Annotated in this window: 20 protein-coding genes; 15 read left to right on the top strand and 5 right to left on the bottom strand. The window is 74.5% G+C overall.

Going from position 1 to position 22,358, the window contains the following annotated elements; genetic code table 11:
• Positions 1-9: 9 nt before the first annotated feature.
• Positions 10-1,200 (bottom strand): DNA polymerase III subunit delta', encoded by a 1,191-nt coding sequence (locus ACUXPL_RS10735; protein WP_454183763.1) that lies wholly within the window; start codon positions 1,198-1,200, stop codon positions 10-12.
• Positions 1,197-1,856, bottom strand: coding sequence for a dTMP kinase (tmk, locus tag ACUXPL_RS10730; protein WP_454183761.1), 660 nt, complete (start codon positions 1,854-1,856; stop codon positions 1,197-1,199). Before tmk ends, ACUXPL_RS10735 begins: the two co-directional genes overlap by 4 nt.
• An 81-nt stretch (positions 1,857-1,937) precedes the next feature.
• On the opposite strand from tmk, the gene ACUXPL_RS10725 reads away from it, so the two are divergent.
• Positions 1,938-2,234 (top strand): DUF2516 family protein, encoded by a 297-nt coding sequence (locus ACUXPL_RS10725; protein ID WP_180537524.1) that lies wholly within the window; start codon positions 1,938-1,940, stop codon positions 2,232-2,234.
• A gap of 23 nt (positions 2,235-2,257) precedes the next feature.
• Here ACUXPL_RS10725 and ACUXPL_RS10720 read toward each other — a convergent pair whose 3' ends face one another.
• Positions 2,258-3,100: a hypothetical protein gene (locus tag ACUXPL_RS10720; RefSeq protein ID WP_002858066.1), complete on the bottom strand. Its 843-nt coding sequence runs from the start codon at positions 3,098-3,100 to the stop codon at positions 2,258-2,260.
• Positions 3,101-3,149: 49 nt separating this feature from the next.
• Between ACUXPL_RS10720 and ACUXPL_RS10715 the strand changes: the two genes are divergently transcribed.
• Complete coding sequence (locus ACUXPL_RS10715; RefSeq protein WP_180536870.1) at positions 3,150-3,908, top strand: phosphoglyceromutase; 759 nt, start codon at positions 3,150-3,152, stop codon at positions 3,906-3,908.
• A gap of 97 nt (positions 3,909-4,005) precedes the next feature.
• On the opposite strand, the gene phoU is transcribed toward ACUXPL_RS10715, so the two are convergent.
• Positions 4,006-4,674, bottom strand: coding sequence for a phosphate signaling complex protein PhoU (gene phoU, locus ACUXPL_RS10710; RefSeq protein ID WP_180536871.1), 669 nt, complete (start codon positions 4,672-4,674; stop codon positions 4,006-4,008).
• Between the two features lie 163 nt (positions 4,675-4,837).
• Here phoU and ACUXPL_RS10705 point away from each other — a divergent pair, with 163 nt between their 5' ends.
• Both ACUXPL_RS10705 and ACUXPL_RS10700 read left to right on the top strand, forming a co-directional pair.
• The gene (locus ACUXPL_RS10705; protein ID WP_036384686.1) at positions 4,838-6,067 is read left to right on the top strand and encodes a sensor histidine kinase; all 1,230 of its coding nucleotides are present in this window, start codon (positions 4,838-4,840) and stop codon (positions 6,065-6,067) included.
• Positions 6,064-6,744, top strand: coding sequence for a response regulator (locus tag ACUXPL_RS10700; RefSeq protein WP_454183758.1), 681 nt, complete (start codon positions 6,064-6,066; stop codon positions 6,742-6,744). The genes ACUXPL_RS10705 and ACUXPL_RS10700 overlap by 4 nt, the downstream gene beginning before the upstream one ends.
• Before the next feature lie 91 nt (positions 6,745-6,835).
• Here ACUXPL_RS10700 and ACUXPL_RS10695 read toward each other — a convergent pair whose 3' ends face one another.
• The gene (locus ACUXPL_RS10695; protein WP_454183756.1) at positions 6,836-7,387 is read right to left on the bottom strand and encodes a hypothetical protein; all 552 of its coding nucleotides are present in this window, start codon (positions 7,385-7,387) and stop codon (positions 6,836-6,838) included.
• A gap of 201 nt (positions 7,388-7,588) precedes the next feature.
• Between ACUXPL_RS10695 and ACUXPL_RS10690 the strand changes: the two genes are divergently transcribed.
• The 11 genes from ACUXPL_RS10690 (at position 7,589) to glgB (ending at position 22,149) form a co-directional block, all read left to right on the top strand.
• A complete protein-coding gene (locus ACUXPL_RS10690; RefSeq protein WP_002858073.1) occupies positions 7,589-8,071 on the top strand; it encodes a CarD family transcriptional regulator in 483 nt (160 codons plus the stop codon).
• Positions 8,072-8,200: 129 nt separating this feature from the next.
• Positions 8,201-9,499 carry a 2-C-methyl-D-erythritol 2,4-cyclodiphosphate synthase gene (gene ispF / locus ACUXPL_RS10685; protein ID WP_454183754.1) on the top strand — a complete coding sequence of 433 codons (1,299 nt, stop codon included), beginning with the start codon at positions 8,201-8,203 and terminating at the stop codon, positions 9,497-9,499.
• A 74-nt stretch (positions 9,500-9,573) separates the two neighbouring features.
• Entirely contained in the window at positions 9,574-11,031 is a 1,458-nt protein-coding gene (cysS, locus tag ACUXPL_RS10680) for a cysteine--tRNA ligase (protein ID WP_454183752.1), read from the top strand.
• A 28-nt stretch (positions 11,032-11,059) separates the two neighbouring features.
• Positions 11,060-11,779: an ABC transporter ATP-binding protein gene (locus ACUXPL_RS10675; RefSeq protein WP_454183750.1), complete on the top strand. Its 720-nt coding sequence runs from the start codon at positions 11,060-11,062 to the stop codon at positions 11,777-11,779.
• Entirely contained in the window at positions 11,776-13,371 is a 1,596-nt protein-coding gene (locus ACUXPL_RS10670) for a DUF6297 family protein (RefSeq protein ID WP_454183748.1), read from the top strand. Before ACUXPL_RS10675 ends, ACUXPL_RS10670 begins: the two co-directional genes overlap by 4 nt.
• Positions 13,372-13,442: 71 nt before the next feature.
• Positions 13,443-14,432, top strand: coding sequence for a 23S rRNA (guanosine(2251)-2'-O)-methyltransferase RlmB (gene rlmB, locus ACUXPL_RS10665; protein WP_454183746.1), 990 nt, complete (start codon positions 13,443-13,445; stop codon positions 14,430-14,432).
• Between the two features lie 231 nt (positions 14,433-14,663).
• Positions 14,664-15,674: an ABC transporter substrate-binding protein gene (locus ACUXPL_RS10660; protein ID WP_454183744.1), complete on the top strand. Its 1,011-nt coding sequence runs from the start codon at positions 14,664-14,666 to the stop codon at positions 15,672-15,674.
• A 129-nt stretch (positions 15,675-15,803) separates the two neighbouring features.
• Positions 15,804-16,793, top strand: a complete 990-nt coding sequence (locus tag ACUXPL_RS10655) for an ABC transporter permease (RefSeq protein ID WP_454183742.1) — start codon at positions 15,804-15,806, stop codon at positions 16,791-16,793.
• Positions 16,786-17,577, top strand: coding sequence for an ABC transporter ATP-binding protein (locus ACUXPL_RS10650; RefSeq protein ID WP_180536880.1), 792 nt, complete (start codon positions 16,786-16,788; stop codon positions 17,575-17,577). Before ACUXPL_RS10655 ends, ACUXPL_RS10650 begins: the two co-directional genes overlap by 8 nt.
• Positions 17,578-17,678: 101 nt before the next feature.
• Positions 17,679-19,778 (top strand): alpha-1,4-glucan--maltose-1-phosphate maltosyltransferase, encoded by a 2,100-nt coding sequence (locus ACUXPL_RS10645; protein WP_454183740.1) that lies wholly within the window; start codon positions 17,679-17,681, stop codon positions 19,776-19,778.
• A 40-nt stretch (positions 19,779-19,818) separates the two neighbouring features.
• Positions 19,819-22,149, top strand: coding sequence for a 1,4-alpha-glucan branching protein GlgB (gene glgB, locus ACUXPL_RS10640; RefSeq protein ID WP_454183738.1), 2,331 nt, complete (start codon positions 19,819-19,821; stop codon positions 22,147-22,149).
• Positions 22,150-22,358: the final 209 nt, after the last annotated feature.

Below are 22,358 nucleotides of genomic sequence, written 5' to 3'. Positions count from 1 at the left end.
CGCGGCCGCTCAGCGACGTCGCGGGGTGCGCACCCGGCGGGGCAGCAGGGCCAGCATCATGGCTTCGAGGGCCAGCTGTTCCGGCACGTTGGCGGCGATGCGCTCGCGGGCCGTGGTGACGGCGTCGATCCGGGCGAGCACCTCGGCCGAGTCGCCGGCGGCGCCGCGGGCGTACGCCTCGATCTCGCCCCGACGGTGCTCGTTGATGAGCTCGCCGTCGGCCCCCAGCTGCACGCGCAGCACGTCCCGGAACAGGCCCATGACGTCGATCATGGCCCGGTCCAGCGAGTCCCGGACGGCGCGGCGCCGCCGGCGGGTCTGGTCCTCTTCGAGCCGTTTGACGTGGTGGCGCAGCTTGGGCGGGACGGGCTCGCCGGGCTCGAGGCCCAGGGAGCGGCGCAGGGCCTCGAGCTCCTCGGCGTCCCGGGCTTCGGCGGCGGACTCGGCCTCCGCCTTGGACACCTCGGCCAAGGTGGCGGCCAGGGCCATCGCGTCGGAGACGGCGGTGGCCTGGAGCGGCAGGGAGAGGATGCGCTCGCGGCGTTCGAGGGCCTCCGGGTCCCGCGCGAGGCGGCGGGCCATGCCCACGTGCGACTGCGAGATCCGGGCGGTGGTGAGCGCCGTCTCGCGGTCCAGCCCGTCGCGGCGGTGCAGCAGCTCCGCCACCTGCTCCACGGCGGGGATGCTCAGCGTGATCAGCCGGCAGCGGGAGCGGACGGTGGGGAGCACGTCCGCGGGGGACGGGGTGCACAGCATCCAGATCGTGCGGGCCGGCGGCTCCTCGATGGCCTTGAGGAGCACGTTCGTGGCGCGCTCCGTCATGCGGTCCGCGTCCTCCATGAGGAAGATCCGCCAGCGCCCGGTCGCGGGGGTGGACTGGCCGGCCTCCACGAGGGCGCGGACGTCCTCGATCCGATAGCTCACCGCCTCGGTGGCCAGCACGGTCACGTCCGGGTGGGTGCCGCCGAGGACGGTGCGGCACGCGTGGCACTCGCCGCAGCCGCGCGCCGCCGGGTCCGCGACCTCGCACTGCAGGGCCGCGGCGAACGCACGCGCCGCCGTCGACCGGCCGGAGCCGGGCGGTCCCGTGAACATCCAGGCGTGGGTGGGATGGTCCTCGGCCGCGGCGCGGCGCAGCTGGGCCACCGCGGCCTCCTGGCCCGCGAGGTCCGCGAACACGGCGGGTGCGGGGGGCGTCATCGGTCGGCCGCCTGGGCGGTGACGCGGGCCAGCGCGCGGGCGGTGAGCTCCTGCGGCGGCAGCGCGCCGTCGAGCACGAGGTACCGCTCGGGCGCGGCCGCCGCGCGCGCGAGGAAGGCGGCGCGCAGGGTCTCGTGCCGGTCCGCCGTCTCCCGCTCCATGCGGTCGGGGGCGCCCTCGCCCCCCGCCGCGCGGCGGTCACGCCGGTCTGCGGCGGTGGCCGCGTCCACGTCGATCAGCACCGTCAGATCGGGGACGAGGCCGTCCGTGGCCCACTCGTTCAGGGCGGCGATCCGCGCCTCGCCCAGCCCGCGCGCCGCGCCCTGGTAGGCCACGGACGAGTCCACATACCGGTCCGTGACGACGACGGCGCCCCGGGCCAGTGCGGGGCGCAGCGTGCGGACGGCGTGGGCGGACCGGGCCGCGGCGAACAGCAGCGCCTCGGTGCGGGGGTCCATGGGGGCGTGCCCGGGGTCCAGCAGCAGCTCCCGCAGCGTCTCGCCCAGGTCCGAGCCGCCGGGCTCGCGCGTGAGCACCACCTCGTGGCCCGCGGCGCGCAGGGCCTCGGTCAGGGCGCGGGCCTGGGTGGACTTGCCGGATCCGTCCGGTCCCTCGACGGCGACGAACAGGCCGCGATGCTCGGTCTGGGTGCTCACGCCTCGAGCCTAGACGCCGCCCCGGACGGGGAAGGAACCCGACCGGGCCGACCGCCTAGACTGACCGGCATGAGCGCCCCCATGCACTTCGCCCTGCTCTTCGACCACTGGCTGTTCCGCGTCCTGGCGATCGCCGCGCTCGTGCTCGAGGTCTGGGCGCTGGTGGACGTCGTCCGGCGCCGCCCCGACGACTTCGCCCGCATCGGGGGCCGGGACAGGAGCTTCTGGCTGATCCTGACCGGCGTCGCCGCCGTCGTCGGGCTCCTCGGCGTGCTCGCGGGCGGCGGGATGGGCATGTTCGGCCTCGTGGCCGCGTGCGTGGCGTGCGTCTACCTCGCCGGCCCCCGCCAGGACATGGGCCCGGCCCTGCGCCGCTGAGGGCCCCGCCGTCGGCGCAGCCCTCACGACGACGGCGCCACCGCCGCCCAGCGCACGCTCAGCTCCCCGCGCCGCCACTGGTGCGGGCCGCCCAGCACGGGCCAGCCCGCCGCGCGCAGCGTGCCGACCGTCGCCAGCCACCGCTGCCGCGTCCCGTAGGCCGCGAGCGGGGCGTGCGCGGCCCACGCGGCGTCGGCCTCCGCCAGGAGCCGATGGACGGGTTCCCCGGGCACGTGCCGGTGGATGAGGACCTTCGGCAGGCGCGCCGCCACGTCCGAGGGGCGGGCGAAGGACCCCAGCCTGAGGGCCACGGTCAGGCTCGCGGGCCCGTCCCGACGCAGGTCCACCCAGGCCGCCCGCCGGCCGTCCTCGGAGCAGGTGCCCTCCACGAGGACGCCGTCGTCGGCGAGCCCCGCGCACAGCAGGGACCAGATCGCGGGCACGTCCTCCTCCCGGTACTGGCGCAGCACGTTGAACGCGCGCACCACGGTGGGCGGCCGCGGCACGGGCAGCTCGAAGCCGCCGACCGCCCAGGTGACCCCCGGCAGGCCGCCGGCCCGCTCCCGCGCCCGGGCCACCCGAGCGGGGTCGATCTCGAGGCCCACCAGCTCGAGGGCCGGGTTCTGCACGCGGAGCCGCTGGGCCATCTCGACGGCGGTCACCGGCTCCGCGCCGAAGCCCAGGTCCACGGCCAGCGGCCGGGGCGTGCGCCGCAACAGGGGGCCGTGCACGTCCGTGAGCCAGCGGTCCACCCGGCGCATCCGCTGCGCCGCCGTCGTGCCGCGGGTGATGTGGCCCTGCGGGCCCCGTGCCGGGCCGGGGCCGGGCGTCGTGCGCGCGCGCAGCCGCCGGGCCTTCTCCACCATGGGCTCCAGCGTAGGGGAGCGGCGGGACGGGTCCGCCTAGGATGGTGACATGGCGAACACCACGTACACGCTGGTCCTGCTGCGGCACGGTCAGAGCGAATGGAACGAGAAGAACCTGTTCACCGGCTGGGTGGACGTCCCGCTGACCGAGAAGGGGCGCGCCGAGGCCGCCCGCGGCGGTGAGCTGCTGGAGGCGGAGGGCATCCGCCCGGACGTGGTCCACACGTCCCTGCTCAAGCGCGCCATCACCACGGCCAACCTGGCCCTCGAGGCCGCGGACCGCCAGTGGATCCCGGTCAAGCGCAGCTGGCGCCTGAACGAGCGCCACTACGGCGCCCTCCAGGGCAAGGACAAGGCCCAGGTGAAGGAGGAGTTCGGCGAGGAGCAGTTCATGGTCTGGCGCCGGTCCTTCGACAGCCCGCCGCCCGCCCTGGACGACGACTCCGAGTTCTCCCAGGTCGGCGACGAGCGCTACGCGGACCTGGGCAAGGACGCCCCCCGCACCGAGGCCCTCAAGCAGGTCATCGACCGCCTGCTGCCCTACTGGGAGGAGCAGGTCCTGCCCGACCTCAAGGCCGGCAAGACCGTGCTGATCGCCGCGCACGGCAACTCGCTGCGCGCGCTGGTCAAGCACCTTGACGGCATCTCGGACGAGGACATCGCGGGCCTGAACATCCCGACGGGCATCCCGCTGGTCTACGAGCTGGACCAGAACTTCAAGCCGATCACCGCGAACGGCCGCTACCTCGACCCGGAGGCCGCCGCGGCCGGCGCCGCCGCCGTGGCCGCGCAGGGCTCCGCGCACTGACGCGGCCGGCGGCGTCCGCCCCGGCGGCCGCCGCATCCGCCCGACGACGACGGGCCGGGACCCCCGCTGGGGGCCCGGCCCGTGGCGTCGGGGACGGTCAGGAGCCGGTGGCGTCCGGACGGTGGGTCGCCCACTCGCCCGTGACGAGATAGCGCACCTTGGCGGCCACGGACAGGCCGTGGTCCGTGAACCGCTCGAGGTAGCGCGAGGCCAGCGTGACGTCCGTGGTGGTGGCCGGCGTCGCGCTCCAGTCCGGGGCGGCGATCGCGCGGAAGACGGACAGGTGCAGCGCGTTGACGTCCTCGTTGAGGGCGTCGATCCGGTCCCCGTGCGCCAGGTCCTGGGTCTCGAGCAGCAGGACGACCTCCTCGGCCACCTCCACGGCGGCGTCGCACATCGCGGTGATCACGGCCCGGACCTGCTCCGGGATGACGTGCTCGGGGTAGCGCAGCCGGGTCAGCTGGGCCACGTGGCGGGCGAGGTCGCCCATCCGCTCGAGCGAGGAGCTCATCCGCAGCGTGGCGACGACGGTGCGCAGGTCCGTGGCCACGGGCGCCTGGAGCGCCAGGATGCGCACGGCCTGCTCGTCGAGGGACTCCTGCAGCTGGTCGATCCGCGCGTCCTCCGAGATGACCCGTTCGGCGCCGTGCACGTCGGCCGCCTCGAGGGCGGCCTGCGCGTCCATCATGGCGCGGTGCACGAGGCGGGCGATCTCGGTCAGGTCGCGGCCCAGCCGCTCGAGGTCGGCCCGGTAGAGCTCGCGCATGGTCTCCTCTCCCCGGCGACGCCCGTGCGCCGCCGCCCCCGACTCCCCGGGGCAACGGTCCACCCTGGCAGGGCAAGATGAACGGCCCATGAACGCCGATCGTCCGGCGTCTGGCGTCGCCGGGGCAGCCCGTCTCCGGGCCGCCAGAGGCTAGTCTGGTGCCGTGGATCCCGTCATCATCGGCCTGCTGTGCGGAGCGGTCGGACTGTTCACCGGAGTGGCCTCCATGCTGGCCTTCCGGGCGTCCGAGCGCTCGCGGACGGTGGACCTGACGGTCGGCGAACCCACCCTGGCGCCGGGCGCCGCCGAGGTCCTCTCCGTGGTCGGCCGCGCGTACGCGGTGGTGGACGACGTCGACGGCGTGGTGCGCGCGAACCCCGCGGCCTACGCCCTGGGCCTGGTGCGGGGGCACTCGCTCGTCCAGGACCAGCTGCGGGAGCTCACGCGGACCGTGCGGGCCGACGGCGTCATCGTCGAGCGTCGTATGGAGCTGCCCCGAGGACCCCTCGGGCAGTCGAGCCTCGTCGTCGAGCTGCGGGTGGCCCCGCTGGACGAGGAGTACATCCTGATCCTCGCCGACGACCGCACGGACGTGACCCGCACCGAGGCCATGCGCCACGACTTCGTCGTCAACGTCTCGCACGAGCTCAAGACGCCGGTGGGCGCGATCTCCCTGCTCTCCGAGGCCATCGGCGACGCCGCGGAGGACGAGGAGGCGGTGCGTCGCTTCGCCGCGCGGCTGGGCGTCGAGTCCCGTCGGCTCTCGGCCCTCGTGCAGGACATCATCGAGTTCTCCCGGCTGCAGGCCAAGGACGTGGTCCAGGACGGGGGGCCCGTGGACCTCAACGCCGTCGTCGCCGACGCCGTGGACCGCCTGCGCCTCACCGCCGAGGACCGCGGCATCGCGCTGCGCGTGGGCGGCCGCGTGGACGCGGTGGTGCACGGGGACCAGGACCAGCTGATGACCGCGGTGCGCAACCTGGTGGACAACGCGGTGCGCTACTCCCCGGAGGGCACCACGGTGGGCATCGGCCTGAGCTCCGTGGACGGGCTCGCGCAGGTCACCGTCACAGACCAGGGCATCGGCATCAGCCCGGAGGAGCAGGAGCGGGTCTTCGAGCGCTTCTACCGCGTGGACGCGGCGCGGTCGCGTCAGACGGGCGGCACGGGCCTGGGGCTGAGCATCGTCAAGCACGTCGTCATCAACCACGGAGGGGAGGTCACCCTCTGGTCCCAGCCGGGCCGCGGGTCCACCTTCACCATCCGCCTGCCCGAGTGGGGGGACGGTGTCGCCGTCGACGGCGCGCCGGGCGCCGCCCACGTCACCGAGCGGCGCGGTCACCGGGTGACCGCCTCGGCCGCACCCCCGACCCGGAAGGAGACGAGCGCATGAGCCGCATTCTGATCGTGGAGGACGAGGAGTCGTTCAGCGACCCCCTGTCCTACCTCCTGGAGAAGGAGGGGTTCGAGGTCACCGTCGCCGCCGACGGCAACGAGGCGCTGAGCGTCTTCGAGCGCGACAGCACGGACCTGATCCTCCTGGACCTGATGCTCCCGGGGATGTCCGGCACCGAGGTGTGCCGTCAGGTCCGCCAGCGTTCCAACGTCCCCGTGATCATGCTGACCGCGAAGGACTCGGAGATCGACAAGGTCGTCGGCCTCGAGCTCGGCGCGGACGACTACGTGACCAAGCCGTACTCCTCGCGCGAGCTGGTGGCCCGCGTCCGCGCCGTGCTGCGCCGTCAGGGGGAGCAGGAGGAGCCGATGTCGGCGACCATCAGCGCCGGCCCCGTGCGCATGGACGTCGAGCGGCACGTCGTCTCCGTGGACGGCGAGCAGGTGTCCCTGCCGCTCAAGGAGTTCGAGCTGCTGGAGATGCTGTTGCGCAATGCCGGGCGCGTGCTCACCCGCGGCCAGCTGATCGACCGCGTGTGGGGCTCCGACTACGTGGGGGACACCAAGACCCTCGACGTGCACGTGAAGCGCCTGCGCTCCAAGATCGAGCCCGACCCCTCGAGCCCCCGCTACCTCGTCACGGTGCGCGGTCTGGGCTACAAGTTCGAGGCCTGACCGGCGCGCTCCGCCCGGGACGACGACGGCCCCGGCTCCACCTCGCGGTGGGGCCGGGGCCGTGGCGTGCCGGGCGCGGGCCCGGCGGAGGTCAGTGCTCCTCGCCGTAGTGGTGGGTCTCCTCGTGGAGGTGCCCGACGAGATCCTCGTCCGCGGGCTCGACGCCCTCGGGGAGCAGGTCACGGTACTGCTCCTGGGTGGCGCCCAGCAGCGGGACGGCCAGGTCGGCGGTGCCGCCGGTGCCGGAGACGGTCACGGGCAGGTTCTCGCCGACCCACACGCCCTCGCGCTCCAGGACGGTCGTGTTCGCGTCGTCCTCGAGCTTGCGGCTCTCGCCGGCGGGGACCTGCAGGGTCGCGGAGCCGCCGCCCTCGGCCTGGAAGGTGTAGGTCTGGTCCTGGCCGGAGGTGTTCTCCACGGTGCCGATCAAGCGGGCGGGGCCCGACTCGCCGTCGCCGACGAGGGCGAGGTTGCGGTAGCTCAGGAAGTCCTGCTCCTGGCCGTTGATGCCGTCCGAGGCGGAGTACTGGATGGCGGTGGCGATCGGGCTCACGGCGGAGCAGCCGGTGGCGCCCAGCAGGGCGACCGCGGCCAGCGCACCTGCGGCGAGGTGGCGCCGGGCGGGCCGGGATGCGTTCTTCACAGAGGTCTCCTCAGGTGCGATGACGTGCTCAGGAGCCCCGAGGCAGGGGTCCTGCCAGGTCAGGCTACCGCATCCCGGGACGCCGGCCGGCCTGTGGCGCCGGGTCGTCCACTATCACATCCGGAGGCCGAAGATGTGACGGCACGCGCGGCATGACGGGGCCGCATGATAGAATGAGACGACTGAAAGGGGCACAACAACATGGTTTTTGAGGTCGGAGAGACCGTCGTCTACCCCCATCACGGTGCTGCGCGGATCGAGGAGATCAAGATGCGCACCATCAAGGGGGAGGAGAAGATGTACCTCAAGCTCAAGGTGGCGCAGGGAGACCTGACCATCGAGGTCCCTGCGGAGAACGTCGACCTCGTCGGCGTGCGTGACGTCGTGGATGCGGAGGGGCTCGAGCACGTCATGGAGGTCCTGCGCGCCGAGCACGTGGAGGAGCCCACCAACTGGTCCCGCCGCTACAAGGCGAACCTGGAGAAGCTCGCCAGCGGCGACGTCAACAAGGTGGCCGAGGTCGTCCGCGACCTGTGGCGCCGCGACCAGGATCGCGGCCTGTCCGCCGGCGAGAAGCGCATGCTCTCGAAGGCCCGCCAGGTGCTCGTGTCCGAGCTGGCGCTGGCCAAGAAGGTCACCGAGGAGGAGGCCGAGGGCCGCCTGGACAAGGTGCTCGAGGGCTGACGAGCAGCACACGACAGGGGAGGGGCCCGCGTCCACGACGCGGGCCCCTCCCCTGTCTCGTCCCGGCCACGGCCGTCGCCGCCAGGGGGGCGGGCCGCGGACCCCTGGCGTGCTCCCTAGGATGAGGCCATGCCCACCGCCCTCGTGATCGCCGCCGCCGGCGCCGGCACCCGCCTCGGCGCCGGGCTGCCCAAGGCCCTCGCCCCCCTCGCGGACGGCCGCACCCTCCTGCACCACTGCCTGGAGTCCGTCGCCGCCGCACGCGCTGCCGGGCTCGCCCTGGACGCCGTCGTGGTCCTCACCCCGCAGGCGAGGGCCGACGCCGGCTGCGTGGCCGCCGAGGTCGACGCCGGCCCGCGCCTGGACGTGCCCGTGCACTGCGTGCCCGGCGGCGCCGAGCGGGCGGACTCGGTCCGCGCCGGGCTCGCCGCGGCCGCCCGCGCTCTGGCCGACCTCGTCCCGGTCGGGGCGCCCCGCCGCGTCCTCGTCCACGACGCGGCCCGCGCGCTGACCCCGCCGAGCGTGTTCGCGGCCGTCGCGGCGGCGCTCGAGGCCGGCGCGGTCGCCGCGGTCCCGGGCCTGCCGCTGACGGACACCGTCAAGCAGGTCACCCCCGGCCGGGGCGGCGTCGACGTCGTCGCGGCCACACCGGCCCGCGCCGGACTGCGCGCGGTCCAGACGCCGCAGGGCTTCGACCTGGACACCCTGCTGGCGGCCCACGAGGCCGTGCGCATGGACCCCACGCTCGACGCCGCGGCGCTCACCGACGACGCGATGGTCATGGAGGCCGCGGGGCACGAGGTGGTGGTGGTGCCCGGCGACCCGGCCGCGTTCAAGGTCACCGCCCCCGCCGACCTCGACCTCGCCCGCCTCGAGCTCGCCCGCCGCACCCCCCAGGAGGCCTCCATGAGCCAGCCCACCCGCCCCGCCGCCGCGCCCGCCCCCCTGCCGCGTGTGGGGATCGGCACCGACGTGCACGCGTGGGCACCCGAGGACGCCCCCCGGCCCCTGTGGCTCGGCGGCATCCACTGGCCCGGCGAGCGGGGCGTGGCCGCGACCTCGGACGGGGACGTGGCCGCCCACGCGGCGTGCAACGCCCTGCTCTCCGCCGCCGGCCTCGGCGACCTCGGGGCCGTGTTCGGCGTCGACCGGCCCGAGATGGCGGACGCCTCCGGCGCGGACATGCTCCGCGAGGTCCTGCGCCTGCTGACGGAGGCGGGCCTCGCCGTCGGGAACGTGGCGGTCCAGGTGGTCGCACCCCGGCCCAAGGTGGGCACGCGCCGCGCGGAGATGGAGGCCGCCCTGTCTGCCGCCCTCGGCGGGGCCCCCGTGTCCGTCTCCGCCGCCACGACGGACCGGCTGGGGTTCATCGGGCGCAGGGAGGGGCTGGTGGGGATCGCGACCGCGCTCGTCATCCCCGCGGCCTGAGCCCGAGCCGGCGCACCGACTAGGCTGGCAGAGCCCCGTCAGGACCCCGCCCCTCCGGAAGGACCGCGCCCCCCATGGCCCAGCGCTTCTACGACACCCGCACCGCGCAGATCCGGGACTTCGAGCCCCTCGTGCCCGGCGAGGCGTCGGTGTACTACTGCGGAGCCACGGTGCAGGGCATGCCGCACGTGGGCCACGTGCGCAGCGCGATCGTGTTCGACATCCTCATCCGCTGGCTCGAGGCCACCGGGCTGCGCGTCACCTCGGTGCGGAACGTGACGGACATCGACGACAAGATCCTCGACCGCTCGGCCGCCTCCCACGAGGCCGGCTTCGAGGCCTCGGACCTCTACCCGGCCCGCGAGCCGTGGTGGGCCCTGGCCTACCGGTTCGAGAAGGCGTTCGACGCCGCCTACCTCGCCCTCGGCGTCCGCCGCCCCACCTACGAGCCCCGCGCCACCGGGCACGTGCCCGAGATGTTCGCGCTCATCGAGCGCCTGATCGAGCGCGGCCACGCCTACCCCGCGCAGGACGGCTCGGGCGACGTCTACTTCGACGTCCGGTCGTGGGAGCGCTACGGCGAGCTCACCCGACAGCGCGTGGAGGACATGCAGGACGCGCCCGACGCCGACCCGCGCGGCAAGCGCGACCCCCGCGACTTCGCCCTGTGGAAGGGCGCCAAGCCCGGCGAGCCCGCCACCGCCGTGTGGGAGTCGCCCTGGGGCGCCGGCCGCCCCGGATGGCACCTGGAGTGCTCGGCCATGTCCACGAAGTACCTCGGCGCCGAGTTCGACATCCACGGCGGCGGCCTGGACCTGCGGTTCCCGCACCACGAGAACGAGCTGGCCCAGTCGGCGGCCGCCGGTGACGGCTTCGCCCGCTTCTGGCTGCACAACGGGCTCGTCACCTACGGCGGGGAGAAGATGTCCAAGTCCGTGGGCAACACGATCTCCCCCGCGGAGATGCTCGGCATGGCCCGCCCGACGGCGGTGCGCTACTTCCTGGGGCAGGCCCACTACCGCTCCCAGCTCGACTACCGGCCCGGCGCCCTCGACGAGGCCGAGGCCGCCGTCGAGCGCATCGAGGGCTTCACGGCACGCGCCCGCGCCGCCGGCGCCGTCCCGCCCGCCCCCGACGGGGCGCTCGCGGACCGCGTGCCCGCCGCCTTCCGCACCGCCATGGAAGACGACCTCAACGTCCCCCAGGCGCTCGCGGCCCTGCACGAGGCCGTGCGCGCCGGCAACTCGGCGCTGGCCGGGCAGGATCTCGCCGCCGCGGCCGCCCGCCTGGCCGAGGTGGAGGCCATGACCGCGGTGCTGGGCCTGGACGACGTGCCCGAGGGTGACGACGCCGCGGCCGGCCCGGTGGCCGACGCGCTCGACTCGCTCGTCCGGTCGCAGATCGAGGCGCGGGCGCAGGCCCGCGCGGACAAGGACTGGGCCACCGCGGACCGCATCCGCGACGCGCTGGCCGCGGCCGGCGTCGTGGTGGAGGACAGCGCCGACGGCGCCACATGGCGCCTGGCGGACTGACCGGGATCACGTCGGGAGGGGGCCTGACATGGACGGGGCTGACGTGGACGGGACGGCGGACGCGGTGACGGAGCCGGCGCTGCTGCACGCCGAGGCGCTCGAGTGCGGCTACGCCGGGGTCCCGGTGACGGGGCGCCTGGACCTGGTGGTGCGGCCCGGCGAGCGCGTGGGCGTGGTCGGGGCCAACGCCGCGGGCAAGTCCACGGTGCTGCGCACCCTCGTCGGCGACCAGGAGCCGGTGGCCGGGCGCGTGCGCCTGGAGGGGCTGCCGGTGCTGCCGGAGTCCGCCGCGCACCGGCGGGCCCTGAGCGTCCTGACAGACGAGGACGCGTACTTCCCCACCCTCACGGTCGCCGAGCACCTCACGCTCGTCGCCCTGGGCCACGGCGTCCCCGAGCCCGACCGCGTCGTCGATCGCGAACTCGACTTCTTCGCCCTCCGGGACGCCGCCGACGCGCCGCCGTCCCGGCTGTCCTCCGGGCAGCGACGCCGCCTGCTGCTGGCCGCGGCCCTGCTGCGCCCCTTCCGCCTGCTCGCCCTCGACGAGCCCGAGCAGCGCCTGGACGCCGGCATGCGCGAGCGCCTCACCGCCCGCCTGGCGGCGCTCGAGCCGGCGTCCGCCCTGGTGCTGGTCACCCATGACCCCGACGTCCTGGCCGGGGCCGCCACGCGGTGCCTCATCGTGGACGGCCGGGTGCGGGAGGCCGCCGTGGCGGAGGGGGCCGCATGGATCCGCGAGCGCACGTGAGCCCAGGCTTCCGGCCGGACCTGTGGGTCGCCCGCCAGGAGCGCCCGCGGGCCAGGGCCCGGCGGTGGGAGCGCATCACGGACGTCTACGTCGCGGTGCTGGCGGCTCTCACCCTGGGCGCGTTCCTCACAGGGATCGTGGGCGCCGCCACCCAGCTCCAGCGCGCCGCCGTCCAGTGGGGGCGCCTGCCCGGCGAGGCGCCGGTGAGCGGGGCGGCCCTCGCCGCGGCCGCCGTCGTGCTGGCCCTGGCCGGGCTCCTCCGGCTGGGCGCGACCCTGGGCCCGGTGGCCGTGGACCGGGCCCAGGCGCAGTGGTGGCTGCGGCTGCCCGCGCCCACGGCCCCCTGGCTGTGGCGGGCCCTGCTGCTGCGCGTCGTCGCCGGCGCGGCGCTCGGCGGCGGGGCGGGGCTCGCGACGGCCCACGGGCTGCTCTACGCGCGCACCACGGCGGGCGGGGGCGCGGGGATCTCCGCGGGCGAGGCCTGGTCCCACGCGCTCGCGGCCGGGCTCCTCGCCGGGGCGACGACGGCGCTCGTCCTGGCCGGCTGCGCGCTCGTCCAGGCCTCGGGGCGGCGTCGGGACCTGCTCGCCCTGCTGCGCTGGTCCCCGGTGGCGGCGCTGCTGCCCGTCCTGCCGGCCCTGGCGGGCGCGGACGTCGCGGCCGGCCTGGCGCGCGGCGCGGGCGGCGCCGGCGCCGGGACGCTGCTGGGGGCGGCCGCCGTCGCGGGCCTCGGTGCCGCGGCCCTGCTGGCGGCGACGCGCTCCCGCCTGCACCGGATCCCGCACCGCGACCTGCGGTCCGCGGGAGACGCGGCGGCCCATCTCGGGGCGGCCATGTTCCTGCTGAGCGTGCGCCAGGCCGGCGCGGCGCTCGCGCTCGAGGAGGGGCCGGGCCGTCGGCGCCGCGGCGTGAGCCCGCTGCTGCGCGTCGGGCGGGCCTCGCCGGCGGGGGCGTGGGCGCGGGCCGACCTGGCGGTCCTGGCGCGGACGCCGGGGGTGGGGCGACGGCTCGCCTCGGCGTGGGCCCTGCCGGCGCTGCTGGTCCTCTCCGAGCCGGGGCGACTGCCCCTGGTCCTGGCCCTCGGCGTCGCGGTGGCGGCCGTCCTGGCGACCCGGGCGGTGGGCGCGGGCGCCGAGGAGGTCGGCCGGAGCCTGGAGCTCGAGCGCCTGCTGCCGATCGGCCGGGACGCGGCCTGGAGCGTCCACACCGTGGCCCCCGCGCTCGTGCTCGTGCCGTGGGGCGCCGGGCTCGGCCTGGTGCTGGCCCTGGGGACGCACGGCGTCGGACCCTCCCTCGGGCCGGTGGTGCTGTGCGGCGCGCTGGCCGGTGTGGGCCTGGCCGGCGCCGTGGTGCGCACCGCCACGCCGGACCCGGTGGACTGGGGCGCGGTGATGCAGCCGGCCCAGACCACGCGCGCGGCGGGCCCGCTGGTCCGAGACGCCGTGCGCGGCGCGGACGCGGCCGTGCTCGCCGTGGCGCCGCTGGCCCTCACCCCGCTGCTCTCCGCGGTGCCGCTCGGCTTCGCCGGGGTGGCCGGTGTCGTCGCGCTGATCGCCTGGGGGATCGGCCGGCACGTGCGTCCCGCGGGCTGACACCTAGACTGGAGGCCGATCCGGCGCGCCCGAGCGCGTCGACCCCGTCCCCGGCACGCAGGAGTCCCGCCATGTCCACCGCACCCCGCTCCGGCGGATCCCGCAAGCCCAAGGGCAAGAAGGGCCCCATGAAGGGCACCGGCGGCCACGGTCGCAAGGCGCTCGAGGGCCGCGGACCCACCCCCAAGGCCGAGGACCGGGTCTACCACAAGGCACACCGCGCCAAGCAGCTGGCCGAGCGCTCGGCCGCCAAGCGCGGCCCCGTGAAGGATCAGGTCCGCGGCCGCGTGAAGCTCACGGACGAGACGGTCTCCGGCCGCAACCCCGTGCTCGAGGCGCTGCGCGCCGGCATCCCGGCCAAGGCGCTGCACGTGGCCGTGCGCATCGAGATGGACGACCGCGTCAAGGAGGCCCTGCGCCTCTGCCTCGAGCAGGGCGTGCCGGTCCTGGAGAACACCAAGCCGGAGCTGGACCGCCTCTCCGGCGAGGCCGTGCACCAGGGCATCGTGCTGCAGATCCCGCCCTATGAGTACGCGGACGCCACGGCCCTGGCCCTCGACGCGCTCGCCAAGCACGAGAAGGGGCACCTGCGGACCCCGCCGCTGCTGATCGCACTCGATGGCATCACCGATCCCCGCAACCTCGGCGCCATCATCCGGGCCGGCTCCGCGTTCGACGCGGACGGCGTGATCGTGCCCGAGCGGCGCTCCGTCGGCGTGACCGCCACCGCCTGGCGGACCTCGGCCGGCGCGGCCGCGCGGGTGCCCGTGGCCCAGGCCGGCAACCTGAACAGCACCCTCGTCGACCTGCACAAGGCCGGCTACTTCGTGCTGGGCCTCGATGGCGGCGGGGACGTCTCCCTGCCCGGGCTCGCCCTGGCCACGGAGCCGCTCGTGCTCGTGGTGGGGGCCGAGGGCAAGGGTCTGTCCCGCATGGTGCGGGAGCACTGCCAGCAGATCGTGTCCATCCCGATCGACTCGACGATGGAGTCCCTCAACGCCTCCATGGCGGTGGGCATCTCCCTGTACGAGATCTCGGTGCAGCGCGCCGGCGGGCGCTGACCTCGACGACGCCCCCGCCCGGGATGACGGCCGGGCGGGACGCGGGTGTCGCACACAGCGCCAACGCGGGCAGAGTGTCCACAGTGACGCCGGTCACATGGCAGGATGTCGCGTGGACACGCCCACGTCTTGCCCGTGACGCGCGTCACCGCGCACAGTGTCTGCACTGTGTCCGACGGGCCCCGTCGGCAAGCGCATCCCGCACCGCACCGTCAGAACGAGGTCCGTCTCATGAAGCACCGCTCCCTCTCCCTCACCGCCGCCCTCGCCGTCGCCGCCCTCGGGCTCACGGCGTGCGGCGACTCCGGCTCCGGCGGTTCCGGCTCGTCCTCCGCCGCCGGCGGCGACGGCTCCTACACCGTGGGCATCAACCAGCTCGTCTCCCACCCGGCGCTCGACGGTGCGGCCGAGGGCTTCAAGGAGGCGTTCGAGGACGCCGGCCTGGACGTGACGTTCGAGGAGCAGAACGCCCAGGGCGAGCAGGCCACCGTCACCTCCATCGCCTCCACCTTCGCCAACGACGGGGACGTGGACCTCGTGGCCGCGATCGCGACCCCCGCCGCGCAGGGCACCGCCTCGGCCGTGAAGGACAAGCCCGTCGTGTTCATGGCGGTCACCGATCCGAAGGGCGCTGAGCTCGTGGCCTCGGACGAGGCCCCGGGCGGCAACGTCACCGGCGTCTCGGACCGCAACCCGGTCAAGGAGCAGCTGCAGCTGCTCAAGGACGTGAAGCCGGACGCCACGACCGTCGGCATCGTCTACAACTCCGGCGAGGCCAACTCCAAGGTCCAGGTGGACCAGGCCAAGGAGGCCGGCAAGGAGCTGGGCCTCGAGGTCAAGGAGGCCACCATCACCAACTCGTCCGAGGTCCAGCAGGGCGTGCAGTCCCTGTCCGGCGTGGACGGCATCTACGTGCCCACGGACAACGCCGTCGTCTCGGCGCTGGAGACCGTGGTGGGCTACGGCAAGGAGCAGCGCGTCCCCGTCATCTCGGCGGACATCGACTCCGTCGAGCGCGGCGCCCTGGGCACGTACGGCATCGACTACACGGCGCACGGCAAGCAGGCCGGCGAGATGGCCGTGAAGATCCTCAAGGACGGTGCGAAGCCGGCCGAGCTGCCCGTGGGCTACGCCGACCCGGCCAACCTGCAGCTCGTGCTGAACCCGAAGGCCGCCGAGGCCTACGGCGTCGAGATCCCCGCCGAGCTCAAGGACAAGGCCGACCAGCTCGTCGAGGGCTGATCCCGCGCCCGCCCGCCTCCGCGGCGGCCCGGACCACGGGGTCCGGGCCGCCGCGGAGCACGTCGACGGCCGGCCCACCCCGCCCGCCGTCGTCCGTCCCCCTCGCACCGCCCGAAAGGCACCCACCCCATGCTGACCGCAGTGGAACTGGGTCTGATCTACGCCGTCGTCGCGCTCGGCGTGTACCTGACCTTCCGCATCCTCGACTTCCCCGACCTCACGGTGGACGGCTCGTTCACCACCGGCGCCGCCACGGCCGCCGTGCTCATCACGGGCGGCACGCCGGTGCCCCTGGCCATGCTCGCCGCGTTCGTGGCGGGCGCGCTCGCGGGCCTCGTCACCGGCCTGCTGCACACCAAGGGCCGGATCGACGGCCTGCTCGCCGGCATCCTCACGATGATCGCGCTCTACTCGATCAACCTGCGGATCATGGGCAAGGCCAACATCCCCCTGCTCGGCCAGGACACCCTGTTCACGTGGCTCGGCGATCTGGGCCTGGCCCGGAACTGGGGCTCGATCCTCGTGCTCTTCCTCGGTGTGTTCGTGGTGAAGCTGATCCTCGACTGGTTCCTGCACACAGACCTGGGCCTCGCCCTGCAGGCGACCGGCGACAACGAGGAGATGATCCGCTCGTACGGCGTCTCCACGGACCGGATGAAGATCCTCGGCCTGATGATCTCCAACGGCCTCGTGGCCCTCGGCGGCTCCCTGCTGGCCATGTACCAGGGCTTCGCGGACATCTCCATGGGCATCGGCCTCATCCTCGTGGGCCTGGCGTCCGTGATCGTGGGCCAGGCCGTGTTCGGCCAGCGCACGGTCTTCTGGGCCACGCTCGCCGTGATCGTCGGCGCCGTGCTCTACCGGCTGATCATCCAGTTCGCCCTCAACGCGGGCCTGAGCCCGAACGACATGAAGCTGATCTCCGCGGCCCTCGTCGTCGTGGCCCTGCTGCTGCCGCGCTTCGGCTTCGCCACGCGCCTGAGCCTGCGCACGCGGGGCACGGCCGCGACCCCGGGGCCGGCCGCCGCCGCTCCGGCCACCGCCGGCATGCCCCTGACCGGCGAGCCGGGCGGGGCCACCCCCGCCGCATCCGTCTCCGAGGAGGCCCCCCGTGCTTGAGATCTCGCAGGTCTCCAAGACCTTCTTCCCGAACACCGTCAACGAGCGGCGCGCCCTGCAGGGCATCGACCTGCACCTGGCCGAGGGCGACTTCGTCACCGTGATCGGCTCCAACGGGGCCGGCAAGTCCACGATCCTGAACACGATCGCCGGCAAGCTGCTCCCGGACACCGGCACCGTGGCCGTGGGCGGCAGGGACGTCACCCGCATGCCGGACCACCGCCGCGCGGCCTCGATCGGCCGGGTGTTCCAGGATCCGACGGCGGGCACGGCCCCGAACCTCACGATCGAGGAGAACATGGCCCTGGCCTGGCGACGCGGGCACGCCCGTGGGCTCTCGCGGGGCGTCTCCCGCGCCCGGCGCGCGATGTTCCGCGACGAGCTCACGAAGCTCGAACTCGGCCTGGAGAACCGCCTCACCGCCAAGGTGGGGCTGCTCTCCGGTGGCCAGCGTCAGGCGCTGAGCCTGCTCATGGCGACGTTCTCCGGCCCGAAGATCCTGCTGCTGGACGAGCACACCGCCGCCCTGGACCCGTCCCGGGCGGAGTTGGTGACCCGCCTGACCCGGCAGGTGGTGGCCGAGCACCGGCTCACCACGCTGATGGTCACGCACAACATGTCCCAGGCCCTCGAGGTCGGCAACCGGCTGATCATGATGCATGACGGCCGGATCATCCTCGAGCTGGACGAGCAGGAGAAGGCCGGGCGCACCCCGGCGGACCTGCTGGCCGAGTTCGGCAAGATCAAGGGCGCCGTCGTGGACGACAAGACCATGCTGTCCTGAGCGCTCCGTCCGGCGCCCCGTCCCCGGCCCGCCCCTCCGCCCCACGGCGGGCGGGCGGGCCGGCCGTTCTCACCGGCGCGGCCGCGGGGTAGCGTCGTGGCGTGAGCACCGTGAAGCCCGACACCCAGAGCGCCACCGCAGCCGATGTCCGCCTCCAGACCGTCACGGGGCGCATCCCGGTGACGGACGTGCAGCCCGTCGTGCTGGACGGCCGGTTCCCGGCGAAGGCCGTGGTCGGCGAGGACATCCCCGTCCGCGCCACCGTGTTCCGCGAGGGCCACGACTCCGTGCGCGCCACCGTCCGCCTGCTCGACCCGGCCGGCGCCGAGGTGCAGCGGGTGCAGATGCGTCCGGGCCGGCCCGGGCTGGACGAGGTCGTGGCCACGCTGCGGCCCGCCGAGCCGGGCCTGCACCAGTTCGTGGTCGAGGGCTGGGACGACCCGGTGGGCACGTGGAAGCACGCGGCCACCGTCAAGATCGCCGCCGGCGTCGACGTGGAGCTGATGCTCGCCGAGGGCGCCGCCCTGTTCCGCCGGGCCGCCGAGGACGCGGAGCGCTCGGCCGAGGACCGCGCCGTGTTCGAGGAGGTCGTTCGCGGCCTCGAGGACGAGTCGCTCATCCCGGCCCAGCGCCTGGCCTCCGCCGAGTCGGCGGAGGTGTCCGCCGTCCTCCACGCCCGCCCCGTACGGGAGCACCTCACGAGCTCCGAGCTCTACCCGCTGGACGTGCAGCGCGAGCTCGCCGGCCGCGGCGCCTGGTACGAGTTCTTCCCCCGCTCCGAGGGCGCCCGCTTCGACGAGGCCTCCGGCACGTGGTCCTCCGGCACCTTCGCGACGGCGGCCCGCCGGCTCCCGGCGGTCGCCCGGATGGGCTTCCAGGTGGCCTACCTACCACCGATCCACCCGATCGGCACCACGCACCGCAAGGGCCCGAACAACACGCTGACGGCCGGGCCGCAGGACCCGGGCTCGCCGTGGGCGATCGGCGCGCCCGAGGGCGGACACGACGCCGTGCACCCGGACCTGGGCACCGTCGAGGACTTCGAGGCGTTCGTGGCCGCGGCCGCGGACGAGGGCCTCGACGTGGCCCTGGACCTGGCCCTGCAGTGCTCCCCGGACCACCCGTGGGTCACCGCGCACCCGGAGTGGTTCACCACCCGCGTGGACGGCACCATCGCGTACGCGGAGAACCCGCCGAAGAAGTACCAGGACATCTACCCGCTGAACTTCGACAACGACCCGGACGGCCTCGCCCAGGCGGTGCTGGACGTGGTGCGGGGCTGGGTGGCCCGCGGCGTGCACATCTTCCGCGTGGACAACCCGCACACCAAGCCCCTGTGGTTCTGGGAGTGGCTGATCGCGCAGGTCCGCGCCGAGGAGCCGCGCGTCGTGTTCCTCGCCGAGGCCTTCACCCGTCCCGCGATGATGCACGCCCTGGGCAGGGTCGGGTTCCAGCAGTCCTACGGGTACTTCACCTGGCGGAACACCGCCGAGGAGCTCGCGGAGTACCTCCAGGAGATCTCGCACGAGACGCCGGCGTTCTACCGCCCCAACCTCTTCGTCAACACGCCGGACATCCTCACGGAGTACCTGCAGCACGGCGGCCCGGGCGCGTTCCGGATCCGCGCCGTCGTCGCGGCCACGGCCAGCCCGCTGTGGGGCGTCTACGCCGGGTTCGAGCTGTTCGAGCACGTGGCCCGGCCCGGCGCGGAGGAGTACATCGACAACGAGAAGTACGAGTACCGCCCCCGGGACTGGGAGGGCGCGGAGGCCGCGGGCGCCTCGCTCGCCCCGTACCTCACCCGGCTCAATGAGATCCGGGCCGCGCACCCGGCGCTGGGCGACCTGCAGAACCTGACCCTGCACGCCTCGACGCACCCGGACCTGCTCGTGTTCTCGAAGACGCGCTCGGCCCGGCCCGAGGGTGCGCACCGGGACGCCGAGGCGGTCACCGACGCCGGTCCCGCGGAGGACACCCTGATCGTCGTCGTCACCACGAACCCGCACGATGTCGTCGAGGCGACCCTGGACCTGGACCTCGAGGCGCTGCGTCTGCGCCCCGAGGACCGTGACGCGTCCGGGGCCGTCGAGGTGGAGGACCTGCTCACCGGCCAGCGCTGGCAGTGGGGCCGCACCCCGTACGTCCGCCTGGACCCGAACGTCGAGCCCGCCCACGTCCTGCGGGTCGTCCGGAACGGCTGAGCCGCTCCCGACGCCCGCCGTCCCCAGAACAGGAACCGCCATGACCCCGTCCGCCGCCCCCCGCCCCGCCGTCGCCCCGCTCGCCGTGGACCCGGAGGTGCTGGCCGCCGTCGCGCAGGGCCGGCACCACGATCCGCACACCGTGCTGGGCGCCCACCCGCATCCCGACGGCGCCGCGGTCACCTACCGCGTGCTGCGCCCGCTGGCGCGCACGGTCACGGTGGTCCGCGCCGGCGACGGGCAGCGGGTGGAGCTGACGCATGAGCACGACGGCGTGTTCGCGGGCGTGGCCCCGACGCCCCGCGTGGCCGGGGCCGCCGCAGGCGACTACCGCGTCGAGGTGGCGTACGAGACCGAGGACGGCACGACCGGCCCCGTCCAGGAGCAGGACGACGCGTACCGGCACCTGCCCACGCTCGGCGAGCTGGACCTGCACCTGATCGGGGAGGGCCGGCACGAACGGCTGTGGGAGGTGCTCGGCGCCCGCGTGGTCCGCACCTCCGCCGACGAGGCCGTCGGCACGGCCTTCGCGGTCTGGGCGCCGAACGCGCGGGCCGTGCGCGTGGTGGGCGACCACAACGGCTGGGACGGCCGGACCCACGCCATGCGGTCCCTGGGCTCCTCCGGCGTGTGGGAGCTGCTGGCGCCCGGCGTCGGCCACGGCGACCGCTACAAGTTCGAGATCCTCGGCCGGGACGGGCTCTGGCGGCAGAAGGCGGACCCGATGGCCCGCTGGACGGAGGCCCCTCCGGCCACGGCCTCCCGTGTGCTGGAGTCCGACTACGCCTTCGGGGACCGCACCTGGATGGAGCGCCGCCGCGTCACGGACCCGCACGAGCGCCCGCTGAGCATCTACGAGGTGCACCTGGGCTCGTGGCGGCCCGGGTTGGACTACCGCGAGCTGGCCGAGCAGCTCGTGGAGTACGTGCAGTGGCTGGGGTTCACGCACGTGGAGTTCCTGCCGGTCGCGGAGCATCCGTTCGGCGGGTCCTGGGGCTACCAGGTGACCGGCTACTACGCCCCCACCTCCCGGTTCGGCTCCCCGGACGAGTTCAAGCACCTGGTGGACGCGCTCCACCGGGCGGGGATCGGCGTCATCGTGGACTGGGTGCCGGCGCACTTCCCGAAGGACGAGTGGGCGCTCGCGCGCTTCGACGGGACCGCCCTGTACGAGCACCCGGACCCCCGGCGGGGTGAGCATCCGGACTGGGGCACCCTCGTGTTCGACTTCGGCCGCACCGAGGTCCGCAACTTCCTCGTGGCCAACGCGCTCTACTGGCTCGGCGAGTTCCACATCGACGGGCTGCGCGTGGACGCCGTCGCCTCGATGCTCTACCTGGACTACTCGCGCGAGGACGGGCAGTGGGAGCCCAACGTGCACGGCGGCAACCACAACCTCGAGGCCATCGACTTCCTGCGCGAGGTCAACGCGACCGTGTACCGCCTGCACCCCGGCGTCCACATGATCGCGGAGGAGTCCACGGCCTTCTCCGGGGTGAGCGCTCCCGTGGACGCGGGCGGTCTCGGCTTCGGCAAGAAGTGGAACATGGGCTGGATGCACGACACCCTGGCCTACCTGTCCCAGGACCCGGTCAACCGCCGGTGGCACCACGGGCAGTGGACGTTCTCCATGGTGTACGCCTACTCGGAGAACTACGTGCTGCCGCTGTCCCACGACGAGGTCGTCCACGGCAAGGGCTCCCTGCTGGGCCGCATCCCGGGCGACCGTCGGCAGCAGCTGGCCACCCTGCGCGCCTACTACGGATACATGTGGGCGCACCCCGGCAAGCAGCTGCTGTTCATGGGCGGGGAGTATGCGCAGCCGAGCGAGTGGTCCGAGGGCGAGGGCCTGGACTGGCCCGTCTCGTGGGACGAGGCGCACCGCGGGGTCCAGCTGACGATCCGGGAGCTCAACGCGCTCTACCGCAGCAAGCCGGCGCTGTGGTCTCAGGACCACAGCCCGGAGGGATTCGCGTGGGTGGACGGCGGCGACGCCGACGGCAACACGCTCGTGTTCCTCCGCCTGCCCGCTGCGCAGGTGGTGCCGGAGCCCCGGATCGACGACGACGGCGCCGCGGCCCCGGCCGCCGAGCAGGGCGGTGCCCCGCTGCTGTGCATCACCAACCTCTCGGGCTCGCCGCGTCAGGGGCTCCGCGTCGGGGTGCCGTCCGCGGGGGAGTGGACGGTGGTGCTGGACACCGACGCGACCGACTTCCACGGTGACGGCTGGCGGGAGCAGACCGGCCAGTCCGAGGTGGTCGCTGCCCATGAGGGCCAGTGGCAGGGGCAGCCGGCTCACGTCACGGTGAACGTGCCGGCGCTGACCACCCTGTGGCTCCAGCCGAACCCGGACACGACGGGCACGCGCTGAGGCGTGGTGCACGTCACGGGCGGCGGTCTCGGCTCGGGAGCGTCGAACGGAGCCGGCCAGGCCGAAGGAATCCGCGAGAACAGGCGGAAACCGGCCACCCACCCTTGACTGCAGGTCGGGTGTCACCCCTGATTTTGTGTTCGGTGGGATTCGTGTGTAGAGTTCCATCTCGTGCTCAAGACGCCGACCGGGTGACCGGGAGGCGGGGT

This window comes from Micrococcus sp. 140720015-1, assembly GCF_053627595.1.
This window is presented reverse-complemented; position numbering and strand designations above follow the sequence as displayed.

Excerpts from the sequence above, each read along its gene's own strand:
- cysS (WP_454183752.1), top strand. The coding sequence starts at position 9,574 with ATGGCCCAGCGCTTCTACGACACCCGCACCGCGCAGATCCGGGACTTC.
- ACUXPL_RS10700 (WP_454183758.1), top strand. The coding sequence starts at position 6,064 with ATGAGCCGCATTCTGATCGTGGAGGACGAGGAGTCGTTCAGCGACCCC.
- ACUXPL_RS10655 (WP_454183742.1), top strand. The coding sequence starts at position 15,804 with ATGCTGACCGCAGTGGAACTGGGTCTGATCTACGCCGTCGTCGCGCTC.
- ACUXPL_RS10660 (WP_454183744.1), top strand. The coding sequence starts at position 14,664 with ATGAAGCACCGCTCCCTCTCCCTCACCGCCGCCCTCGCCGTCGCCGCC.
- glgB (WP_454183738.1), top strand. The coding sequence starts at position 19,819 with ATGACCCCGTCCGCCGCCCCCCGCCCCGCCGTCGCCCCGCTCGCCGTG.
- ACUXPL_RS10675 (WP_454183750.1), top strand. The coding sequence starts at position 11,060 with ATGGACGGGGCTGACGTGGACGGGACGGCGGACGCGGTGACGGAGCCG.
- ACUXPL_RS10725 (WP_180537524.1), top strand. The coding sequence starts at position 1,938 with ATGCACTTCGCCCTGCTCTTCGACCACTGGCTGTTCCGCGTCCTGGCG.
- ispF (WP_454183754.1), top strand. The coding sequence starts at position 8,201 with ATGCCCACCGCCCTCGTGATCGCCGCCGCCGGCGCCGGCACCCGCCTC.
- ACUXPL_RS10735 (WP_454183763.1), bottom strand. The coding sequence starts at position 1,200 with ATGACGCCCCCCGCACCCGCCGTGTTCGCGGACCTCGCGGGCCAGGAG.
- rlmB (WP_454183746.1), top strand. The coding sequence starts at position 13,443 with ATGTCCACCGCACCCCGCTCCGGCGGATCCCGCAAGCCCAAGGGCAAG.
- ACUXPL_RS10690 (WP_002858073.1), top strand. The coding sequence starts at position 7,589 with ATGGTTTTTGAGGTCGGAGAGACCGTCGTCTACCCCCATCACGGTGCT.
- ACUXPL_RS10720 (WP_002858066.1), bottom strand. The coding sequence starts at position 3,100 with ATGGTGGAGAAGGCCCGGCGGCTGCGCGCGCGCACGACGCCCGGCCCC.
- ACUXPL_RS10715 (WP_180536870.1), top strand. The coding sequence starts at position 3,150 with ATGGCGAACACCACGTACACGCTGGTCCTGCTGCGGCACGGTCAGAGC.
- phoU (WP_180536871.1), bottom strand. The coding sequence starts at position 4,674 with ATGCGCGAGCTCTACCGGGCCGACCTCGAGCGGCTGGGCCGCGACCTG.